18 protein-coding genes are annotated in these 19631 nt (G+C 68.8%); 10 read left to right on the forward strand and 8 right to left on the reverse strand.

What is annotated here, in order from left to right; translation table 11 throughout:
• Window positions 1–30 precede the first annotated feature (30 nt).
• The 3 genes from BMZ38_RS11465 (at window position 31) to ppa (ending at window position 3900) form a co-directional block, all read left to right on the forward strand.
• Window positions 31–2148: a prolyl oligopeptidase family serine peptidase gene (locus tag BMZ38_RS11465; protein WP_091337553.1), complete on the forward strand. Its 2118-nt coding sequence runs from the start codon at window positions 31–33 to the stop codon at window positions 2146–2148.
• Between the two features lie 45 nt (window positions 2149–2193).
• Window positions 2194–3024 (forward strand): 2OG-Fe(II) oxygenase, encoded by an 831-nt coding sequence (locus tag BMZ38_RS11470; RefSeq protein ID WP_091337555.1) that lies wholly within the window; start codon window positions 2194–2196, stop codon window positions 3022–3024.
• Window positions 3025–3366: 342 nt separating this feature from the next.
• Entirely contained in the window at window positions 3367–3900 is a 534-nt protein-coding gene (gene ppa, locus BMZ38_RS11475; protein ID WP_091337556.1) for an inorganic diphosphatase, read from the forward strand.
• Window positions 3901–3948: 48 nt separating this feature from the next.
• Here ppa and BMZ38_RS11480 read toward each other — a convergent pair whose 3' ends face one another.
• Entirely contained in the window at window positions 3949–4869 is a 921-nt protein-coding gene (locus BMZ38_RS11480; RefSeq protein WP_091337558.1) for a LysR family transcriptional regulator, read from the reverse strand.
• 120 nt (window positions 4870–4989) lie between these two features.
• Between BMZ38_RS11480 and BMZ38_RS11485 the strand changes: the two genes are divergently transcribed.
• The 3 genes from BMZ38_RS11485 to BMZ38_RS11495 are packed head-to-tail and all read left to right on the forward strand — an operon-like array spanning window position 4990 to window position 8271.
• Window positions 4990–6165, forward strand: coding sequence for an MFS transporter (locus BMZ38_RS11485; protein ID WP_091337560.1), 1176 nt, complete (start codon window positions 4990–4992; stop codon window positions 6163–6165).
• Window positions 6166–6193: 28 nt separating this feature from the next.
• Window positions 6194–7258 (forward strand): aldo/keto reductase, encoded by a 1065-nt coding sequence (locus BMZ38_RS11490; RefSeq protein ID WP_091337562.1) that lies wholly within the window; start codon window positions 6194–6196, stop codon window positions 7256–7258.
• Window positions 7255–8271, forward strand: coding sequence for a zinc-binding alcohol dehydrogenase family protein (locus BMZ38_RS11495; RefSeq protein WP_091337564.1), 1017 nt, complete (start codon window positions 7255–7257; stop codon window positions 8269–8271). The genes BMZ38_RS11490 and BMZ38_RS11495 overlap by 4 nt, the downstream gene beginning before the upstream one ends.
• Here BMZ38_RS11495 and BMZ38_RS11500 read toward each other — a convergent pair whose 3' ends face one another.
• Together BMZ38_RS11500 and BMZ38_RS11505 are read right to left on the reverse strand one after the other, a co-directional pair.
• Window positions 8272–8889 (reverse strand): ferritin-like domain-containing protein, encoded by a 618-nt coding sequence (locus BMZ38_RS11500; RefSeq protein WP_091337566.1) that lies wholly within the window; start codon window positions 8887–8889, stop codon window positions 8272–8274.
• Window positions 8890–9029: 140 nt separating this feature from the next.
• Window positions 9030–9680 carry a TetR/AcrR family transcriptional regulator gene (locus tag BMZ38_RS11505; RefSeq protein WP_091337568.1) on the reverse strand — a complete coding sequence of 217 codons (651 nt, stop codon included), beginning with the start codon at window positions 9678–9680 and terminating at the stop codon, window positions 9030–9032.
• 377 nt (window positions 9681–10057) lie between these two features.
• Here BMZ38_RS11505 and BMZ38_RS11510 point away from each other — a divergent pair, with 377 nt between their 5' ends.
• Both BMZ38_RS11510 and BMZ38_RS11515 read left to right on the forward strand, forming a co-directional pair.
• On the forward strand, window positions 10058–10717 hold the full coding sequence (locus tag BMZ38_RS11510) for a protein-L-isoaspartate O-methyltransferase family protein (protein ID WP_091337570.1): 660 nt from the start codon (window positions 10058–10060) through the stop codon (window positions 10715–10717).
• A gap of 30 nt (window positions 10718–10747) precedes the next feature.
• Window positions 10748–12088, forward strand: a complete 1341-nt coding sequence (locus BMZ38_RS11515; RefSeq protein ID WP_091337572.1) for a TolC family outer membrane protein — start codon at window positions 10748–10750, stop codon at window positions 12086–12088.
• A gap of 41 nt (window positions 12089–12129) precedes the next feature.
• Here the strand turns inward: BMZ38_RS11515 and waaA are convergent, their stop codons facing one another.
• Window positions 12130–13392 (reverse strand): lipid IV(A) 3-deoxy-D-manno-octulosonic acid transferase, encoded by a 1263-nt coding sequence (waaA, locus tag BMZ38_RS11520; protein ID WP_091337574.1) that lies wholly within the window; start codon window positions 13390–13392, stop codon window positions 12130–12132.
• A gap of 208 nt (window positions 13393–13600) precedes the next feature.
• Here waaA and lpxL point away from each other — a divergent pair, with 208 nt between their 5' ends.
• The gene (lpxL, locus tag BMZ38_RS11525; protein ID WP_091337576.1) at window positions 13601–14512 is read left to right on the forward strand and encodes an LpxL/LpxP family Kdo(2)-lipid IV(A) lauroyl/palmitoleoyl acyltransferase; all 912 of its coding nucleotides are present in this window, start codon (window positions 13601–13603) and stop codon (window positions 14510–14512) included.
• Here the strand turns inward: lpxL and BMZ38_RS11530 are convergent.
• The 4 genes from BMZ38_RS11530 to BMZ38_RS11545 all read right to left on the reverse strand — a co-directional run bounded on the left by BMZ38_RS11530 (window position 14503) and on the right by BMZ38_RS11545 (window position 18078).
• On the reverse strand, window positions 14503–15282 hold the full coding sequence (locus tag BMZ38_RS11530) for a glycosyltransferase family 2 protein (RefSeq protein WP_091337578.1): 780 nt from the start codon (window positions 15280–15282) through the stop codon (window positions 14503–14505). The two genes, lpxL and BMZ38_RS11530, sit on opposite strands and share 10 nt — an antisense overlap.
• The gene (locus BMZ38_RS11535; RefSeq protein WP_091337580.1) at window positions 15275–16531 is read right to left on the reverse strand and encodes an O-antigen ligase family protein; all 1257 of its coding nucleotides are present in this window, start codon (window positions 16529–16531) and stop codon (window positions 15275–15277) included. Before BMZ38_RS11535 ends, BMZ38_RS11530 begins: the two co-directional genes overlap by 8 nt.
• Before the next feature lie 127 nt (window positions 16532–16658).
• Window positions 16659–17783 carry a glycosyltransferase gene (locus BMZ38_RS11540; RefSeq protein ID WP_091338354.1) on the reverse strand — a complete coding sequence of 375 codons (1125 nt, stop codon included), beginning with the start codon at window positions 17781–17783 and terminating at the stop codon, window positions 16659–16661.
• Between the two features lie 88 nt (window positions 17784–17871).
• Entirely contained in the window at window positions 17872–18078 is a 207-nt protein-coding gene (locus BMZ38_RS11545) for a zinc-finger domain-containing protein (protein ID WP_091337582.1), read from the reverse strand.
• 258 nt (window positions 18079–18336) lie between these two features.
• Here BMZ38_RS11545 and BMZ38_RS11550 point away from each other — a divergent pair, with 258 nt between their 5' ends.
• Window positions 18337–19602, forward strand: a complete 1266-nt coding sequence (locus BMZ38_RS11550) for a Yip1 family protein (protein ID WP_091337584.1) — start codon at window positions 18337–18339, stop codon at window positions 19600–19602.
• The last annotated feature ends 29 nt before the right edge of the window (window positions 19603–19631 follow it).

A 19631-nucleotide genomic window follows, 5' to 3' on the forward strand; every position in this document is an offset into this window, starting at 1 on the left:
CACTCGGCCGTTCCACAGGGGAACAACGGCATGAACCACAACGCACGCTGGCTCGCGCTCGCGCTGGGCCTCACACTGGCAGGCATGACACACGCACACAGCTTCGCACCAGCCACCGGCGCACGCGCCCCGGATGACACCTATCTCTGGCTCGAGGACATCGACGGCAACCGCGCGATGGACTGGGTCAAGCAGCAGGACGCCACCACGGTCGGCGACTACGCGCAGTCGCCCGCGTTCAAGCAGCTCGACGCGCGCCTGCTCGAGGTACTCGACTCCAACGCACGCATCCCCTTCGTGCAGAAGCTGGGCGACTACTACTACAACTTCTGGCGCGACAAGGCCCATCCCAAGGGCCTGTGGCGGCGCACTACCCTGGCCGAGTACCGCAAGCCCGAGCCAGCCTGGGAGACGGTGCTGGACATCGACGCTCTGGCCGCGGCCGAACACGAGAACTGGGTCTGGCACGGCGCACAATGCCTCAAGCCCGAGTACCGCCGGTGCCTGGTCTCGCTGTCGCGCGGCGGCGCCGACGCCGACGTGGTGCGCGAGTTCGATCTTGCCGACAAGGCCTTCGTCAAGGGCGGCTTCGAACTGCCGGAAGCCAAGAGCCAGGTCGCCTGGGCCGACCAGGACCACATCTTCGTCGGCACCGATTTCGGCCCGGGCTCGATGACCGAATCGAGCTATCCGCGGATCGCCAAGCTATGGACCCGCGACACGCCGCTCGCCGACGCGACGACGGTCTACGAAGGCAAGCCCAAGGACCTCGCGATCAGCGCCTACCGCGACCTCACGCCCGGCTATGAGCGCAGCTTCGTGCAGCGCGCGCTGGCCTTCTACGACAGCGAAAGCTACCTGCTGGGCAAGGACGGCAAGCTGACCCGCATCGACGTGCCCGACGACGCCGAGAGCAGCGTCGAGCGCGAATGGTTGCTGGTCGAGCCCCGCAGCGATTGGCAGGTCGGCGGCAAGACCTATAAGGCCGGTTCGCTGCTGGCGGCCAACTTCGACGACTACATGGCGGGCAAGCGCGAAATCACCGTGCTGTTCGAGCCCACCGAAAGCACCGCCCTGGCAGGCTATTCCTGGACGCGCCAGCACCTGATCCTCAACGTGATGGACGACGTGGTGAACAAGCTGGAGGTGCTCACCCCCACCCCGGGCGCGTGGAAGCGCCAGCCGCTCGGCGGCGCACCGGCACTGTCCTCGATCGACGCCGGCGGTATCGACGAGGACGACAGCGACGACTACTTCCTTACCGTCACCGGCTTCCTGCAGCCGACCACGCTGTACTACGGCACGCTCGGCAAGGGCGATGCCGAGGCGATCAAGCACAGCCCTGCTTTCTTCGACGCGTCGAAGTACCAGGTCAGCCAGCACTTCGTGCGCTCGAAGGACGGCACCCGCGTGCCGTATTTCGAGATCGCCCCGAAGCAGCTGACGCTCGATGGAACGAACCCGACCCTGCAGTATGGCTACGGCGGCTTCGAGATCGCCCTGCTCCCCAGCTACAGCGGCAGCATCGGCCGGGCCTGGCTGGAGCAGGGCGGCGTCTACGTGATCGCCAACATCCGCGGCGGTGGCGAGTATGGCCCGCGCTGGCACAAGGCCGCGCTCAAGGCCCACCGCCTGCGCGCGTACGAGGATTTCGCCGCGGTCTCGGAGGACCTGGTCAGGCGCAGGGTCACGTCACCCAAGCACCTGGCCGCGATGGGCGGCAGCAACGGCGGCCTGCTGATGGGCAACATGCTCACGCTCTATCCGCATCTCTACGGCGCGATAGTGAGCCAGGTGCCGCTCCTGGACATGAAGCGCTACACGCACCTGTCCGCCGGTGCCTCGTGGATGGCCGAGTACGGCGATCCGGACAAGCCGGCCGAATGGGCCTGGATCAGGAGCTTCTCGCCCTACCAGAACGTGCAGCCCGGCGAGCACTATCCGCCGGTGCTTTTTACCACCTCCACCCGCGATGACCGCGTCGGCCCGGCGCACGCACGCAAGATGGCGGCGAAGATGCAGGCGATGGGCTACGACGCCGACTTCTATGAAAACATCGAGGGCGGCCATGGCGGCGCGGCGGACAACAAGCAGTCGGCCTTCATGCACGCGCTCGAATACACCTGGCTTTGGCAGCACGTAAAATGAGGCCTCCGGCGGCCACCCGGCCGCCCTCGCCACCGCATCCGACGCATGAGAGCTTCTTCCGGCAGCATCAACCCGCAGTTGCGCGAGTGGATCCTCGCCACCGCGCGCGCCGGCCACGGCGTGCCGGAGGTGCTCAAGCTGCTCAAGGATGCCGGCTACCCGCCGGCACAATGCCGCAGCGCGGTGGCCGAAGTGCTGAAGATCCCGCTGAGCTCGATCAACGCCAACACGCCCAGCGGCCGGCGCACCCGCGCGCCGGTGGCGCCACGCACGATCGTCGACGGCCGCGAGGTGCGCGTGAGCGCGGGCATGGAAGCGCCGATCGTGCGCGTGCTCGACGGGTTGCTTGATAAGGGCGAATGTGCCGCGCTGATCGACGCCGCGCGGCCGCGGCTGGATCGTGCCATGACCGTGGCCGAAGACGGCAAGCACCAGGTGGACGAACGGCGCACCAGCGCCGGGATGTTCTTCAAGCTGGGCGAGACACCGCTGGTGCGCACGATCGAACAACGGCTGGCCACGCTGCTCGACGTGCCGGTCGAGCACGGCGAGGGCCTGCAGGTGCTGCACTACCTGCCCGGCCAGGAATACGAGCCGCACTACGACTGGTTCGATCCCACCCAGCCGGGCTTCGCCGCGGTGACCGCCCGCGGCGGCCAGCGCATCGCCAGCGTGGTGATGTATCTCAACACGCCCGAAGAGGGCGGCGGCACCGGCTTTCCGAACGTCGGCCTGACGGTTACGGCTCTTGCCGGTTCGGCCGTCTATTTCGCCTACGAGGGTGGCGACACCAGCTCGCTGCACGCAGGCCTGCCGGTGGTCCGCGGCGAGAAGTGGATCGCCACGAAGTGGTTGCGCGAGCGGCCGTTGCGCTGACCGCACTCTCCTCCCGACACTGTTCGCACCGAGCGTGGGCGCATGGCGCCGAAGTCGAGGCGCCTTCCTCAAGCCACACGACCGAGCCCCTCTCCCTCCGGGCGAGGGTGCCGACAGGCGGGTGGGGGTTCGGGCGGAGCGAGGCATCCGGCGGTACCGGACCCTCACCCCAACCCTCTCCGGGGGGGGAAAGGGGCTCAAGCCCGCATCTCTGCGGCGACCGATTTTGTCCATGCCCAGATAGCCGCCGGCTAAACATCCACCCGCGATCTACGCTGCATTGCAGCAGCGTTTGCCGTATCCTTTCGCGCCTCGCTTTTTCGTTTCCCCCGAAGGATTCCCATGGGTCTGCATCACGTCTCCGCCGGCCGCAACGTGCCGGACGAAATCAACGTCGTCATCGAAATTCCCAAGGATGCCGAGCCGGTCAAGTACGAAGTGGACAAGGAAAGCGACGCGATCTTCGTCGACCGCATCCTGTCCACGCCGATGCGCTATCCGTGCAACTACGGCTACGTGCCCGGCACCCTCGGCGGCGACGGCGATCCGCTGGACGCGCTGGTCATCCTGCCGCTGCCGCTGATTCCCGCCTCGGTCATTCGCTGCATTCCCGTGGGCATGCTCAAGATGACCGACGAGGCCGGCAGCGACGAGAAGCTGATCGTGATCCCTGCGCCCAAGATCTTCCCGGGCTACGCACACATCAGCGACATCAAGGGCGTCTCGCCCCATTGGCTCGAGCGCATCGGCCACTTCTTCGAGCACTACAAGGATCTGGAGAAGGGCAAGTGGGTCAAGGTCGAGGGCTGGGTCGGCGCCGACGAGGCCAAGGCCGAGATCCTGGCCGGCGTCGAGCGCTACAAGGTTTCCAAGTAGCCAGCGTTCCTGCCCGGGCGCGCCGCCGGCGATGGCGGCGCGCCTTTTTCATGCCCGCGCGCCGCGCTCCCACGGCGGTACCCCGCCCAGTCGCTCGCCGAGGAAGTCGATGAACGCGCGCACCCGTGGCGGCACCAGCCGGCGTTGCGGCATGACCGCGTAGATGCCGCTTTCGGGCAGCGAGTAGTCGGGCAACACCACTTCCAGCCGCCCCGTGCGCAGCTCCTCGTGGGTGTGCCAGTGCGAATGCATTGCGATGCCCTGGCCGGCCAGTGCCGCATCCCGGACCAGCTCGCCCAGTGTGGTTTCGAAGCGGCCCTGCACACGCACGACGTGTTCGCGACCACGGCGGTCGGTGAGCCGCCAGGTGTCCTGGCGTCCGTCGCGGCCGGTCAGCAACACGCACTCGTGGTGTGCCAGCTCGGCCGGCGTATGCGGGTGACCATGCCGGCGCAGGTAGTCCGGCGAGGCGCACAACATCCGTCGGTTCGCAGCGAGCCGGCGGGCGACCAGCGTGGAATCACCCAGCGTGCCGATGCGGATGGCCAGGTCGTAGCCCTCGCCGACCAGATCTTGCCGTTCGTCGCTCAGGTGCGCGAAGAGGCGCAGCTTCGGATAGCGCGCCAGGAACTCAGGCAGCAACGGCGAGATGTACTGGCGGCCGAACGCCGCCGACAGCGTCATGCGCAGCGTGCCTGACACGCTGTCGGCGCTCTGGCGCAGATCGGTGGTCAGCGCATCGAGATCCTCGACCAGCACGCGGCCCTGCTCGGCCAGCAGGCGCCCCTCCGGCGTCGGGTGCAGGCGCCGCGTGGTCCGTTGCAGCAGGCGCACGCCCAGGCCGCGTTCGAGCCGCTTCAGGCGCTGGCTGGCCACCGCGACGGAAAGGTCCAGGCTGCGCGCAGCGGCGCTGATCGAGCCCAGGTCCAGCACGCGCAGGAACAGGGCGAGGTCGTCGAGGCGGTCCATGATTATCAATAGTTCGTTGAAACCGATTCGTCATCCTGATGGTTTCCGACGAAAGTGCAAGCGCCTAGCCTGCGTGTTTTCCGAGCCGGAATCCCAGCCGTGGCATCTCCTTCCTCCCGCATGCCCCTGGCGCTCTACGCGCTGGCCGCCGGCGCCTTCGGCATCGGCACGACCGAATTCGTGATCATGGGCCTGCTGCTCCAGGTCGGCCGCGACCTGCACGTGGATATCGCCGCCGCCGGCCTGCTGATTTCCGGCTACGCGCTGGGTGTGTTCGTCGGTGCACCACTACTCACCGTGGCCAGCGGGCGACTGCCGCGCAAGACCGTGCTGCTGGGGCTGATGGCCATCTTCACGCTCGGCAACCTGGCCTGTGCACTGGCGCCGGACTACGGGTGGCTGATGGCAGCGCGGGTGGTCACCTCGCTCGCGCACGGCACCTTCTTCGGCGTGAGTTCGGTGGTGGCCGCCGGACTGGTCGCGCCCGACCGGCGCGCCTCGGCGATCTCGCTGATGTTCACCGGCCTGACGTTGGCCACGTTGCTGGGCGTGCCTGTCGGCACCTGGCTGGGGCACCTCGCCGGCTGGCGCGCGACGTTCTTGGCAGTGGCCGCCATCGGCGTGGCGGCGCTCATCGTGATCGCGGCGCTTGTGCCGGCCCACGACGCCCGCCACGAGGCGCTGCCGCTGCGCACGGAGTTGCGCGCCGTCGCCCAGCCGGCAGTGCTGCTCGGCCTGGCCACGACCGTGCTCGGCTTTGCCGGCGTATTCACCGTGTTCACCTACGTCCAGCCGTTGCTCACCCGAGTGAGCGGCTACGCGGATGCGGCGGTATCGCCGATCCTGCTGCTGGTCGGCGTGGGCCTGGTGCTCGGCAACCTGCTCGGCGGACGGGCCGCCGACCGGCGGTTGGCGCCGGCGCTGGTGGGTACGCTGCTGGCGCTCGCCGCCACGCTGGTGTTCACCGGCGTGGCGCTGCACGCCCGCCTGCCGGCCGTGCTGGCGATGCTGCTGTTCGGCATCGCGGCCTTCGCCACCGTCGCGCCGCTGCAGCTGTGGGTGCTGCAGAAGGCCGCCGGCGCACCCAATCTCGCCTCGAGCCTGAACATCGGCGCATTCAACCTCGGCAATGCGCTCGGCGCATGGCTCGGCGGCACGGTAATCGAGCGCGGCGCCGGCCTGGCCGTCGTGCCGTATGCCGGCGCACTGGTCACCCTGGCCGGTGCGGCGGTGGCGATGGCCGGCCTGCGCGCGGCACGCCCCGCGCCGGCGCGACTCGCTGCCTGCGAGCGTTGATCGTTTTCCCACCCCAAGGACCCACATCATGGAATACCGCTTCCTCGGCGCCGCCGGCTTCAAGGTGCCCGCGCTCGGCTTCGGCGCCGGCACTTTCGGCGGCAAGGGCCCGCTGTTCAGCGCCTGGGGCGCGACCGGCACCGCCGAGGCGCGGCGCCTGGTCGACCTTTGCCTGGAGGCCGGCGCCCACCTGTTCGACACCGCGGACGTCTATTCCGACGGTGCCTCGGAAACCATCCTCGGCGCCGCACTGAAAGGCCGGCGCGAGCAGGCGATCCTTTCGACCAAGCTGACGCTGCGCGCCGGCGACGGACCGAACGACGTCGGCGCTTCACGTCACCACCTGGTCGGCGGTGTGGAACGCGCGCTCAGGCGGCTGGGCACCGACTACATCGACCTGTTGCAGCTGCATCACTTCGATGCGATGACGCCGGTGGACGAGGTCATGGGTACGCTCGACGACCTGGTGCGCGCAGGCAAGGTGCGCTACCTGGGCGCGTCCAATTTCTCCGGCTGGCAGTTGATGAAATCGCAGGCGGCGGCCGACCGCCACGGTCGCGTGCGCTTCGTGGCCAACCAGGCCTACTACTCGCTGATCGGCCGCGACTACGAATGGGAGCTGATGCCGCTGGGCATGGACCAGGGCCTGGGCGCGGTGGTGTGGAGCCCTCTGGGCTGGGGCCGGCTCACCGGCAGGATTCGCCGCGGCCAGCCATTGCCGCCGGGCAGCCGGCTGCACGAGACCGCGCAGTTCGCGCCGCCGGTGGACGAGGAGCGCCTGTACCGTGTGGTCGACGCGCTCGATGCGGTCGCCGCCGAGACCGGCCGCAGCGTCCCGCAGGTCGCCATCCGCTGGCTGCTGCAGCGCCCGACGGTCGCGACCGTGCTGATCGGCGCGCGCAACGAAGCGCAGCTGCAGGACAACCTCGGCGCGGTCGGCTGGTCGCTGGATGCCTCCCAGATGGCACGGCTGGATGCCGCCAGCGCGGTGATGCCGCCCTACCCCTACTACCCGTACTGGAACGGCATGTTCGCCGAGCGTAACCCGCCGCCGGTGCCAGCCAGCCTGCCCGCCGAAGGCGGCGTCGCATGAAAGCCGTCGCGCTGACCCGCCATCTGCCGATCGACGACCCGCAGTCGCTCGTCGACCTCGACCTGCCGCTACCCGCCCATGGCGAATGCGACCTGCGCGTACGCGTGGAAGCGGTGTCGGTCAATCCCGTGGACACCAAGCTGCGGGCGTCGGGAGCGGCGGCGGAAATGGCTCCGCGTGTGCTCGGTTTCGATGCGGCCGGCGTAGTGGACGCGGTCGGCGCCCGCGTGGCCGCTTTTACGCCGGGCGACCGCGTGTACTACGCCGGCGATGCCACCCGCCCAGGCAGCAACGCGCAGTTTCAGGCAGTCGATGCACGCCTGGTCGCGCCTGCACCGCGCACGCTCGACGCGGCGCAGGCGGCCGCCCTCCCGCTGGTCTCGCTCACCGCCTGGGAACTGCTGTTCGAGCGCATGCCGTTCGACAGCGAGCACGGCGGTGGCGGCCGCACGCTGCTGGTGATCGGCGGCGCCGGCGGCGTGGGCTCGATGGCGATCCAGCTCGCCCGGCGTGCCGGCTTCCGCGTCATCGCCACCGCCTCGCGCCCGGAAACTGCCGCGTGGTGCCGCGACCTCGGTGCCGCCGAGGTGGTCGACCACCGCCAGCCACTGGCCGCGCAACTGGCGGCGATAGGCGTGAACCAGCTGGACGCAGCGGTCAACCTGGCCGACACCGACCGCTACTGGGAGGTGCTGGGCGACCTGCTCGCGCCACAGGGCCATGTCGGCCTGATCGTCGAGCCGCGTGGCCCGCTGCCGCTGGGCGGCACGTACAAGGCCAAGTCGATCGGCATCCACTGGGAATCGATGTTCACCCGCTCGCGCGCCGGCACCGCCGACCTTGACGAGCAAGGTCGCATCCTGGCGCGCGTGGCCGAGCTGGTCGATGCGGGCGAACTGCGCGGGATCGTCCGCGAAGCGCTTGTGCCGATCAACGCCGCCAACCTGCGCGAAGCGCACCGGCGCATCGAGGCCGGAAGCAGCATCGGCAAGCTGGTGCTCGCCGGCTGGTAATCAGTGCTGCCAGCCGGACCCGGCGTTCGGCGACGGCTTCGCGGCCGGCTGGGCCCGCGCAGGCTGCGCGGGCTCGCCCTGCTGGCCCAGTTGCGCCAGCAGCGTCGACATGTCCTCGGCGTGCTCCTCCTCCTGCGCCAGCACCTCTTCCATGATGCGGCGGGTGGTCGGGTCGTCGGCACCGATGTATTCGATGATCGCGCGGTAGGTGTCGATCGCGATGCGCTCGGCGATCAGGTCTTCCTTGATCATGTCGACCAGGTCGGCGCCTTCGGCGTAATCGGCGTGCGCGCGGCTGAGCAGGCCGTCCGGATTGAAGTTCGGCTTGCCGTCCAGCTGCGTGATGCGCTCGGCGATGCGATCGGCATGTTCCTGCTCCTGCTGCGCGTGCTCGAGGAACTCGGCCTTGACCGCCTGCGAGTGGATCCCCGAGGCCATGTAGTAGTGGTACTTGTAGCGCAGCGTGCAGACGATCTCGGTGGCCAGCGCTTCGTTGAGCAGCTTGATCACGGTCTCGCGGTCGGCGCTGTAGCCGGCCGTGATCGCGCCCTGGTCGATGTGCTCGCGGGCGCGCTTGCGGATGGCTTCGATGTCGGTCAGGAACGGCTTGCTTGCCATGTCTGTCCCTCGGTGTGGGTATCGAGGGAACGCTAGTGGAGGCAGCGCGAAACCGTGGTGAAGCGCGGGCGGCGGGGCGACTCAGGCCACCGAACCGCTTTGCTGGAAAGACCTGTGGCAGGCTGAAGCCCGCCCGTGGTTCAGCGCGGCAGGTAGGCGCGCAGGAACATCTTCACGCCGGCGCGGGCGGTGGCCTCGATCTCGGCGGCGTAGCTGTCCGGGCATTCGCAGCAGCCGAACATCTGCCGCATCATCAGGTTGCCCTTGATCAGCGTGAGGAACTGCACGCAGGCGCGCGGCACGTCGTCGATCTGAAGCTTGCCGGCGTCAACGGCCTGCTGCAGCAGGCGTTCCATCAACCCATGCGTGCGCGTGGCGCCCTCCTCCCACATCAGCCGGCCGTAGCGGGGATTGCCCTGGCGGCAGTCGGAGAGGATCGCGCGGAAGGTGCCCACGGTCTCGGCGTTGCAGTCCAGCCGCGCGTGGGTCAGCGCCACGCGAAGGAGCGTGTCGGCGATGTTCTCGCGCGGGTCGAAGTGATAGGTCTCCTCCGGCAGCAGGTCCTGCACCCGGGCCCGGATCACTTCGCGGAAAAGATTGTCCTTGTCGCCGAAGTGGCTGTAGACGGTCAGCTTGGACACGCCCGCCTCGGCTGCCACGGCGTCCATGCTGGTGCCGGCGAACGCGTTGCGGATGAACAGCGCCTTGGCCGCCTCCAGGATCGCCGCACGCTTCTCCATGTCCTTCGGACGACCGGGACCGGGAGCCTTGGCATGGGCGGGACAATTCATGGTGACACCTTGAGCGGGAGCAGCTTCACAAGAGGACGGAAGAAATTTATTATACGGATCGGTTTACTTATTTCCAGTTCCCTTGGAAGCGAGCATGTCTTCGACCGCCTCGCGGCATTCCTTGAGCGCAGTGTACCGCCACGGACGCCCCTTGCCGGGCGCGGCTGGCCGAAACAGGCGCGGACCGGCGCCTGCGAAGCCTGCCTCGCAATGCAAGTGTCCGCGGACAGCGCGCCACGCATGACTTCCGTCAATCCGGCGCGATGACTTCCGGCACTTCGGGTGCCCGCCTCCAGGCCGCAGGCTAAACGCACTGTCGCGACGGCCTCCGAACGCTTATCCTTTTGATCTTTTTTGATTCTTGCGGACGTAAGACCATGGCGATGAATTTCGAACAGGCACGGCAGAACATGGTCGAGAACCAGGTACGCCCCTGGGATGTGCTCGATGTACGCGTGCTCGATGCGCTGGCGCAGGTGCGCCGCGAGGATTTCGTGGCGCCGGCGCACCGCCGGCTGGCGTTCGCCGACGTGTGCCTGCCGATGGGCCATGGCCAGGTCATGATGAAACCGGTGATCGAAGGCCGCGTGCTGCAGGCGCTGGACCTGAAGCCGACCGATCGCGTGCTGCAGATCGGTACCGGCTCCGGGTTCCTCGCCGCCTGCATGGCCAAGCTGGCCGCGCACGTGACCAGCGTGGACGTGCATGGCGACTTCACCGCCGCCGCGCAGTCGCGCCTGGAGGCAGCCGGCATCGCGAACGCAAGCCTGGTCACCGCCGACGCGGTGCAGGATTGGCAGCCGCAGGACAGGTTCGACGCCATCGTGGTGACCGGCGCGGTGTGGCAGGTTCCGCAGCGCTTCCTCGGCTGGCTCAAGCCGTGTGGCCGCTTGCTGGCGATCCGCGGCGAGTCGCCCGCGCAGCAGGCCGTGCTGCTGACCCAGACCGGCGCTGGCGGTTTTCGCGAGGAATACCTGTTCGAGACCGACCTGCCGTACCTGGCCCACGCCGAGCCGCCCCGCCGTTTCGTTTTCTAATCTTCCAATCGATTGCATGAGGCAACCCCGATGCGCTTGAAGCTTCTGACCCTGGCCCTGGCCCTGTCGGCGACCTCGCTGCCCGGCCACGGCGAGGACCTGATGGATGCCTATCGCCAAGCGCGCGCCAACGACCCGGTGCTGGCGCAGGCCGAGGCGACACGCCTGTCGGTCGGCGAAGGCGTGACCCAGACCCGTGCGCTGCTGCTGCCGCAGCTGTCCGGCCGCGCCACCTTCAGCCAGTCCAGCGGATCCAGCGCGCAGACGACCACGCTCGGTGGCGCGCCGATCAACGCCGGCCACCTGCGCAGCCGCGACGAATCGCTGGAACTGAGCCAGACCATCCTGGACCTCAGCAAGATCGCCGACCTGCACGCGGCCGAATCGCAATCCGACTCGCAGAACGCGCAGTACAACGCGTCGTTGCAGGAGCTGTTCGTGCGCGTGACGGCCGCCTACTTCGGCGTGCTTACCAGCCAGGACGAGCTGGCCTACGCCAAGGCCAACGAAGACGCTTTCCGGCAGTCCTACGAGCAGGCCGAGCAGCGCTTCAACGTGGGCCTGTCGGCGGTGACCGACGTCTACCAGGCGAAGTCCTATTACGAGCTGGCCAAGGCGCAGACCGTCGCCGCCAACAATGCGCTCAACGACGCCCGCGAAGCGCTGGCGCAGATCACCGGCAAGCCGGTCGGCAACCTCAAGCAGCTGCGGGACGACCTGCCGATGGTGGCGCCCAAGCCGGCCGACCCGAACGCCTGGGTGAGCGAAGCGCTCAAGAACAATCCCAACGTGGCCGCCCAGCAGTACAACGTGGAAGCGGCTTCGCACAGCGTCAACTCCGCGCGTGCCGGTCACCTGCCGACGATCAACGCCTCGGTCAGCCGCGGCACCTCGGCCAACTGGCTGGAAAACATGGGCGGTGCTTTCGCCGACCGCAACGGACGCTACGGCACCACCGTGGGCATTACGCTGACGGTGCCGATCTTCTCCGGCTTCGCCACGCAATCGCGCGTGCGCCAGTCGATCTACCAGCGCGACGCGGCTGAGGATTCGCTCGAGGCCCAGCGCCGCCAGGTCACCCGCGACACGCTGAACTTCTACCGCTCGGTGATCGCCGGCATCAGCCAGGTGGAGGCCAACAAGGCCTCGGTCGAGTCCGGCCAGAAGGCGCTGGAAGCGACCCGCGCCGGCTTCGACGTGGGCACGCAGACCATGCTCAACGTGCTCAACGCGATCCAGACCCTGACGCAGGCCGAGAGCAGCTACTCGCAGTCGCGTCACGCGCTGATCCTGGACCAGCTGCAGCTCAAGCAGGCGGCCGGCACGATCGACATCAAGGACATCGAGGCAGTCAACTCGCTGCTCGAATAAGCGGGCACCTCCATCCCCCGGCACAGCCGGGGGATGGACGGCTACTCCTCCAGTACCCGGTCGACCAGATCCATCACCCGTCCCACGGCGCCGCGCTCGCTGTCGAACACGCGCCGCGCCTGCCGCCCCATCCGTTCGCGCTGTCGTTCATCGCGCAACAGGCCGAGCACGTCATGGCCGAGTTGGTCCACGTGCGCCACGCGGCTGGCACCGCCCTCGCGGATCAGCGTGAGGGTGATCTCTTCGAAGTTGAACGTATGCGGTCCTACCAGGACCGGCCGCGCCAGCGCCGCCGGCTCCAGCACGTTGTGCCCACCGATCGGCACCAGGCTGCCGCCGACGAAGGCCAGGTCCGCGGACGCGTAGAACGGCATCAATTCGCCCATTGCGTCGATCACGAATACCTGGTGCGCGCCCGGCACCCGCTCGACGCTGCGCGTGGCCACGGAAAAGCCCAGGCTGCGCGCCGAATGCTCCACCAGCTTGAAGCGCTCCGGGTGGCGCGGCGCGATCAGCAACAGCGCATCGGGCAGGCGCCGCAGTACGTCGAGGTGGGCTTCGAGTACGGCCAGCTCCTCACCCTCGTGCGTACTGGCGGCGATCCAGACGGGTCGGCGCGGCCCCCACTGCGCGCGCAACGCGGCGCCCTTGTCCACCGCACCATCGGGCACCGGCATGTCGAACTTCAAGTTGCCGCTGACGACCAGCTGCGAAGGTTCGGCGCCGAGCAACCGGTAACGGGCCGCGTCGGTGCGCGATTGCGCGGCGATCTGGCGCACGCTGCGCAGCGCCGCGCGCACCATGGAACGCAGCGGGCGATAGCCGCGCATCGAGCGCTCGGACAGCCGCGCGTTGACGATCATCAGCGGAATACCGCGGCGCCGGCAGGCGAAATACAGGTTCGGCCAGATTTCCGTTTCCACGATCAGCGCCAGCCGCGGTCGCACCCGCTTGAGGAATCGGTGCACCGCGAACGGCAGGTCGTAGGGCAGGTAGACGTGGAACACGCTGTCGCCGAACAACTGGTGCACGCGCGCCGAACCGGTCGGCGTCACCGTGGTGACCACCAGCGGCGCATTGGGGTAGTCGCTCTTGAGCGCCTTGATCAGCGGCTCGGCCGCGTTGACCTCGCCCACCGATACCGCGTGCACCCACAGGCTGCCGCTGAACTGCGGTTTCTGGAACAGCCCGAAACGCTCCGGCCAGCGTCGGTGGTAGTTGCCATAGCGCGCGCCACGGATCAGCAGGCGCAGCACGATCAGCGGCGTCGCCAGGTACATCACGAAGGTGTAGAGGTAGCGCAACGGGAGGCCAGCCGGAAGTGATGGCGGGAATTATAGGCCGTGCCGTTACTCCCTCTCCCCTCAGGGGGAAGGGGCGGGTTGAGGGATCAAGGCTTGCGGGGGAATGCCCATGCAGCTTGGCTCTGATGGCATTTCCGGCAAGCGGCCCGCCCGCTCAGAGAAGGACGCATCAACCCCGCATCCCCGTACAATCGCCCGGATGCCCGGCATGCCCCGCCCTTCCTTCGATCCCTCGCTCCTTGCCCCGCGCCACTGGCCGGCCTGGCTGGGCGTGGCCGTCATCTGGCTGATCGCGCGCCTGCCCTATCCGCTGCTGATGAGCCTGGGCCGGCTGCTCGGCACGCTGATCCGCCACGTGCCCTCGCGCCGGCGCCGCGTCGCCGAGGCGAACATCGCGCTGTGCTTTCCCGAACTCGATGCGCAGGAACAGGCCGCACTGGTCGACGCGCACCTGACCGACATCGGCCTGATGCTGGTGGAGTTCGCGCTGGGCTGGATGGGCTCCGACCGCGCCATCGCGCGCATCCCCACGCGCGTCGAAGGCCTGGAGCACCTGGAGGCCGCGCGCGCGCAGGGCCAGGGCGTGCTGCTGGTCGGTGGGCACTTTTCGCACCTCGAGTTGTGCGCGCGGCTGATCTCGCGGCGCATCCCGATCGCCGGGATGTACCGGCGCATGGACTCGCCGGTGTTCGAGTGGACCGTGCTGCGCGCGCGGCTGCACTACGCGGCGGCGATGTTCGAGAAGGACGACATCCGCGGCACCGTGAAATACCTGCGCAGCGGCGGCACCGTGTGGTACGCGCCCGACCAGGACATGCGCAGCAAGGACAGCGTATTCGTGCCGTTCTTCGGTGTGCCTGCAGCGACCATCACCGCCACCCACCACCTGGCGCGCATGGGCCAGGCGCAGGTAATCCCCTTCTTCCACCACCGGCTGGCGGAGGGTGGCTACGCGATGCGCCTGGGCGCGCCGCTTCCCATGGGCGGCGACGCGGCGGCCGACACCGCGGTGGTCAACGCCAGCGTCGAGCAGATGGTGCGCGCGGCGCCGGCGCAGTACCTGTGGGTGCACAAGCGCTTCAAGAGCCGCCCGCCCGGCGCGCCGGAGGTCTACCGCTGACGCGGATGGCGCGGCGTGCCCTGCGCGGCGCGCACCCGTGCCTCATGCAGCTTGGCGTACTTGAGGAAGGCGTAGAACGCGTGCACGCGCGCGGCGATGAAGCCCGCCCAGCCGGCGCGCCAGTGCCCGCGCAACAGGTAGTAGCGCAGGAAGGCGATCGTCGGGTAGGCCACCAGCCGCCAGCCCAGCCAGGCGCGCTGCCGGCGCGCATCTTCGGCCCCCTGCAGCGAGGAGTAGCGGTTGGCCTTGTCCACCCGACCGGCGATGTCCGGTTCGCCGTAGTGATCCAGCACCACGTCCAGGCGGCCGACCGGTCCATCCACCTGCACCGTTTCGTGCACGCTGTGACCGCTCATGCGGGCACGCTCGCGGTCGAACAGCCGCACGTAGTGGTTGAGCCGCGCGCGCGGCGACTGCCAGCGCCAGAAAACCCATTCGCGCCGCCAGAGCTGGTAGCCCGCGCAGCAGGGTGACTCGAGCACCCGCTGCACGGCAGCGGCAGCATCGGCCGGCAGTGCCTCATCCGAATCCAGCAGCAGCACCCAGCGATGCCGGGCCAGGTCGATCGCCGCCTGCTTCTGTGCGCTGTAACCGGCAAATGGCTGCGTGTGCAGACTCGCGCCGTGGCGTTGCGCGATGTCGATGGTGGCGTCGGAGGAGCCGGAGTCCAGCACTACGATCTCGTCGGCCCAAGCCGCCGACGCCAGGCAGGCTCCGAGCGTGTCCTCGCTGTTGTACGTGGTGACCACCACCGAGAGCGATTCACGCATCGCCATCCTCCACCAGGTTCAGGGCCGCGCACCACAGCCCCAGCAGCCAGGCGAACAGCAGGCCCCACCAGGCCGAGTAGAAGGCCAGATGGGTGTTGAGCGGAAACAGCATCACGACCAGCGCCACCGTCACCGGGAAGGCATGCGCGCGTGCCGGTGGCCGCTGTCGATGCCATGCCCAGAAGGCCAGCACGGTCCCGGCCAGCCACAGCAACAGACCGATCAGGCCGGTCTCGCTCAACACTTCCAGCACAAGTTGGTGCGCATGGCAGGCCCCCTCGCCCACGCCACAGGCTTCCGCGACCAGGAAGTGGTCGTTGGCCGGGGCGTAGTCGGGATAGGCGTAGCGGAAGCCGCGCACGCCGACGCCGTTCCACGGATGGTCGGCAACCATCCGCACACTGGCGCGCCAGATGGCCGGCCGCCCGGTCAGTGCCTCGTTCAGGCCCTGGGGGCTATCGGTGAACACGGCAAGGGTGCGTTCCATCCTGTCGTGGAAACGGTCCGAGGTTCGCCAGGCCAGCGCGCCGGCCAGTGCCACCAGCACCGCACCCAGGCCGCACCAGAGCAGCAAGCGACGGGCCGAGCCGGCTTCGCGCCAGGCAAAGGCGAGCCCGGCCAGGCCATAACAGAGCCAGCCCGCCCGCGAGCCCGCCAGCAGCACCGGACCCAGCATCGCCGCGAAGGCGAGCACCAGGCCGATGCGCCCCCAGCGCTCGCGCGCCGCCCACAACGGAAACGCCGCCAGCACGGCCAGGGTGGGGCCGAGCTTGAGGTTGTCCGCGCCGAAGATGCCGGAGATACGCTCGGCCTGTGCATGACCGCCCAGGCTCCAGCCGGTGAGCGCCTGCAGCCAGGCGTCGATGGACCAGATCGCCACTACGGCCGCCACGGCGACGTACAGCGCGCGCAGCCTGCCCTCGCGACGGATCGCAAAACAGGCATACAGACCCAGCGGTGCGTAGCGGAGCAAGCCCGCGGTCGTGCTCCAGCTCTTGCCCGGCGCCACCGCATCGACGGCCGACAGCAGCGCCGCTCCAACGTAGCACGCCAGCAACGCCAGCAGCAGGCGCGCGCCGGCATGCTCGCGCAGCGCGCCCGGGTGGCGTACGAACAACAGAACCGTGCCGATCAGGCACAGCAGCGTGCCCAGTTCCGAGCTGCGCCCGAACGGCAGCAGCGCGATCACCAGCCAGAACGGCAGCAGCGGTGAGCGCAGGGCATTGGCCAGCGGGCGGATGAGGCGCATCCGGGCATTGTAGGGGACGGCCACGGCAGTCCCGGCATCCCTGCGAGGGCAGCCCTCAACCGGATTCCCCAGGGAGAAAAGCCCGCAGGCACGCGCCCAACGAACGCGAGCGGCTAGGACCAGCTGCTCAGCCCGCGACTTCGGCGTACAGCGCCAGCACCGCCTGCTGCATGTCCGACAGCCGGTAGCTCTGCAGCATCGGGATGGGCGGAGCCACCCGCAGCAGCTCGGCCGCGCGTTCGACCAGCTTCTCGCGATCGCCAAGCGGCACACGGCCTGCCGGGTACAGTTCGGCCAGCAGTTCGCCGACGCCGCCGTGCGCATAGCCGAGCACCGGGCGGCACAGCGAAAGCGCCTCCACTACCGTGCGCCCGAACGACTCGGGCCGGGTCGACAACTGCAGGACCAGCGCCGAAACGGCGTAGATGTCGCGCATGTCGTTGCGCGGCGCAGTCAACACCACCTGCGCATCCAGGCCGCGCTCGCGGATCAGCCGGCGGAGTTCCTCCACGTAGGCCTCGCGGCCCGGTTCGATTACGCCCAGCAGCAGCAACCGGGCTTCGATGCCGCGGCGCTTGAGCTCGGCGATCAGTTCGATCGCCTCGTGGTGGCCCTTCAATCGCGTGCCGCGGGCCGGCAGGGTCAGCAACGGCGCCCCGACCAGCTGCGGGTATTCGGCGAAGAAGGCCTTCTGCCAGGAATCGTCCGGGCGATGGCCATAGGGGAACGCGTCCGGGTCGATACCGCGCGGAATCACCCGTACGCGCGCCGGGTCAAGCCACTTGTAGTGGCTGAGCACGTAGTCGCGCATGGTCTGCGACACGGCGATCACCCGCTCCCCGCGCAGCATGATGCCGCTGTAGAGGCCGGGCGAGTTGAGCCCGTGCACGGTGGTGATGAAATGCGGCCGCGGCGAAAGCCCCCGCAACGCCCACCAGCCCAGCCACGCCGGCAGCCGCGAACGGGCGTGCACGATGTCTGGCTGCAGCTCGCGCAACCGCCGGTGCAAGGCGCCCAGGCGCAACAGCGTGCGCGGCGACTTGCTGCCGATATCCAGGCTGATGTGCTCGCTGCCCTCGGCCTCCAGTTGGGCCACCAGGCGGCCGCCGGCGGAGACCACGACCGAGCGGTGACCCGCCGCCACCAGCGCGCGGGCAACCTCCAGCGTGGAACGCTCCGCCCCTCCCGTATGCAGCGCCGGGATCAGCTGGACGACGACCAGACGCCGGGGGGAGGTGACGACGGCAGACATGAGGGGTTGCTGGGTGGCCTTCATCCACAGAACCAAGCAGCGATCGTGCCGATCGCCGCTCGTTCAGGGCCCGCTGGCAGGCCGCCGGCTAGTCGCGCAGGACGTAATGCGCGCCGCAGTAGGGACAGACGGACTCGCCGCCGTCCTCGACGATTGGCAGATAGACCTTCGGATGCGAATTCCACAGCGACATGGCCGGCATCGGACAGGACAAGGGCAGGTCCCTGCGCGTCACTTCGTAACGATTTTCGGCATTCGCCGGGATCGGCGCGGCCTCGGACAGGGGGCGCGACATGGCAGGCTCCAGGAAGGGCATCGAAACCGTGCATGGTAGCAGGGCGCCCCACCGGAACGTGCCCGGGCGGCCCCGGCGAACCCGGCGGGACGCACTGGACTTCCCCGCGCAGTTGGCCTCAACTGTACGCCGGCGGCGTCCGAAGGGGCGGGCGGCGCCATGGGGGGACGACCGTGGATGGGCAGGCCGCCAGGCTGACGGCCGTGGCCTGGCCGACGGCATCCGTCGCCAATTCATCCTGTCGCAAGGGGAATTTCAATGGACTTCGGAAAAACCATCGCGCGCGCCAAAGCCATCCTCGTCACGCCGCGGACCGAATGGCCGATCGCCGCCGCCGAGCCGGCCAGCGTCGGCAGCCTGTATGCCGGCTACATCATCTGGATCGCCGCGCTTCCCGCCATCGCCACGTTCATCAAGCAGAGCCTGATCGGCACGGGCTTCCTCGGCGTGGTCGTGCGCATGCCGATCGCCACCGGCCTCGGCGCCATGGTGCTCAGGTACGTGCTGTCGCTGGCGGTGGCTTACGTGGTGGCGCTGATCATCAACGTGCTGGCCGGTACCTTCAACGGCCAGAAGGACATGGTGCAGGCGCTCAAGACCGTGGCCTACGCGTGGACCGCGGCATGGATCGCCGGCATCGCCGTGATCATCCCGTGGATCGGCTGGCTGATCGCCATCGCCGGCGCCGTCTATGGCATCTACCTGCTGTACCTGGGCCTGCCCTTCACCATGAAGTGTCCGTCCGAGAAAGCCGGCGGCTACACCGCGCTGACCGTGATCATCGCCATCGTGCTGAGCTGGATCGTCAGCTTGATCGTCGTCGGCGTGATCGGCACCGCCGCGTATACCGGCGCCGCCATGACCGGCACGCACCTGGGCAGCACCAGCGGCGACAACGTCACCGTCGACCCCAACAGTGCCTTGGGCAGGCTGGCGGCGATGGGCGAGCGTGCCGAGCAGGCCAGCAAGGAAATGGAAGCCGCGCAGAAGTCCGGCGACAGCGCCGCCCAGCAGGCCGCGATGGGCAGGATGATGGGTGCGGCGATGGGCAACGACGGCAGCGTGCAGGCGCTGTCCACCGAGCAGGTCAAGGCGTTCCTGCCCGAGACCCTGCTCGGCCTCAAGCGCACCAGCAGCTCGGCCCAGCGCAGTAACGCGATGGGCATGCAGGTGACCGAGGCACACGCCGAGTACGGCGACGGCAGCGGCCGCAACGTCACCCTGGAGGTCACCGACATGGGCACGGCCAAGGGCCTGATGGCGATGGCCGGTGCCATGGCGCCCGAGGAGGAACGCAGCACCGATCATGGCTACGACAAGACCTACACCGCCGGCGGCCGGCTGACCCATGAAGCGTGGGACGACCAGTCCAAGAGCGGTGAATACAGCGTCGTGGTCGGTCAGCGTTTCACGGTCAAGGCGCAGGGAGGGGCCGCCAGCATCGACGACCTCAAGCAGGCCGTGGCGAGCGTCGACCTGGGCAAGCTGGAGTCGATGCGCGAGGAAGGCGTGACACGGCACTGACAGCCCCGCACGCCCGTACCGATGGGGCC

Source organism: Frateuria terrea (assembly GCF_900115705.1).
GTDB lineage: Bacteria > Pseudomonadota > Gammaproteobacteria > Xanthomonadales > Rhodanobacteraceae > Frateuria_A > Frateuria_A terrea.

Bases quoted from the DNA above. Each gene is read 5' to 3' on its own strand.
- lpxL (WP_091337576.1), top strand. From the start codon at position 13,601: ATGCCCCGCCCTTCCTTCGATCCCTCGCTCCTTGCCCCGCGCCACTGG.
- ppa (WP_091337556.1), top strand. From the start codon at position 3,367: ATGGGTCTGCATCACGTCTCCGCCGGCCGCAACGTGCCGGACGAAATC.
- BMZ38_RS11545 (WP_091337582.1), bottom strand. From the start codon at position 18,078: ATGTCGCGCCCCCTGTCCGAGGCCGCGCCGATCCCGGCGAATGCCGAA.
- BMZ38_RS11540 (WP_091338354.1), bottom strand. From the start codon at position 17,783: ATGTCTGCCGTCGTCACCTCCCCCCGGCGTCTGGTCGTCGTCCAGCTG.
- BMZ38_RS11515 (WP_091337572.1), top strand. From the start codon at position 10,748: ATGCGCTTGAAGCTTCTGACCCTGGCCCTGGCCCTGTCGGCGACCTCG.
- BMZ38_RS11480 (WP_091337558.1), bottom strand. From the start codon at position 4,869: ATGGACCGCCTCGACGACCTCGCCCTGTTCCTGCGCGTGCTGGACCTG.
- BMZ38_RS11550 (WP_091337584.1), top strand. From the start codon at position 18,337: ATGGACTTCGGAAAAACCATCGCGCGCGCCAAAGCCATCCTCGTCACG.
- BMZ38_RS11505 (WP_091337568.1), bottom strand. From the start codon at position 9,680: ATGAATTGTCCCGCCCATGCCAAGGCTCCCGGTCCCGGTCGTCCGAAG.
- BMZ38_RS11485 (WP_091337560.1), top strand. From the start codon at position 4,990: ATGCCCCTGGCGCTCTACGCGCTGGCCGCCGGCGCCTTCGGCATCGGC.
- BMZ38_RS11490 (WP_091337562.1), top strand. From the start codon at position 6,194: ATGGAATACCGCTTCCTCGGCGCCGCCGGCTTCAAGGTGCCCGCGCTC.
- BMZ38_RS11495 (WP_091337564.1), top strand. From the start codon at position 7,255: ATGAAAGCCGTCGCGCTGACCCGCCATCTGCCGATCGACGACCCGCAG.
- BMZ38_RS11510 (WP_091337570.1), top strand. From the start codon at position 10,058: ATGGCGATGAATTTCGAACAGGCACGGCAGAACATGGTCGAGAACCAG.
- BMZ38_RS11535 (WP_091337580.1), bottom strand. From the start codon at position 16,531: ATGCGCCTCATCCGCCCGCTGGCCAATGCCCTGCGCTCACCGCTGCTG.
- BMZ38_RS11465 (WP_091337553.1), top strand. From the start codon at position 31: ATGAACCACAACGCACGCTGGCTCGCGCTCGCGCTGGGCCTCACACTG.
- BMZ38_RS11530 (WP_091337578.1), bottom strand. From the start codon at position 15,282: ATGCGTGAATCGCTCTCGGTGGTGGTCACCACGTACAACAGCGAGGAC.
- BMZ38_RS11500 (WP_091337566.1), bottom strand. From the start codon at position 8,889: ATGGCAAGCAAGCCGTTCCTGACCGACATCGAAGCCATCCGCAAGCGC.
- BMZ38_RS11470 (WP_091337555.1), top strand. From the start codon at position 2,194: ATGAGAGCTTCTTCCGGCAGCATCAACCCGCAGTTGCGCGAGTGGATC.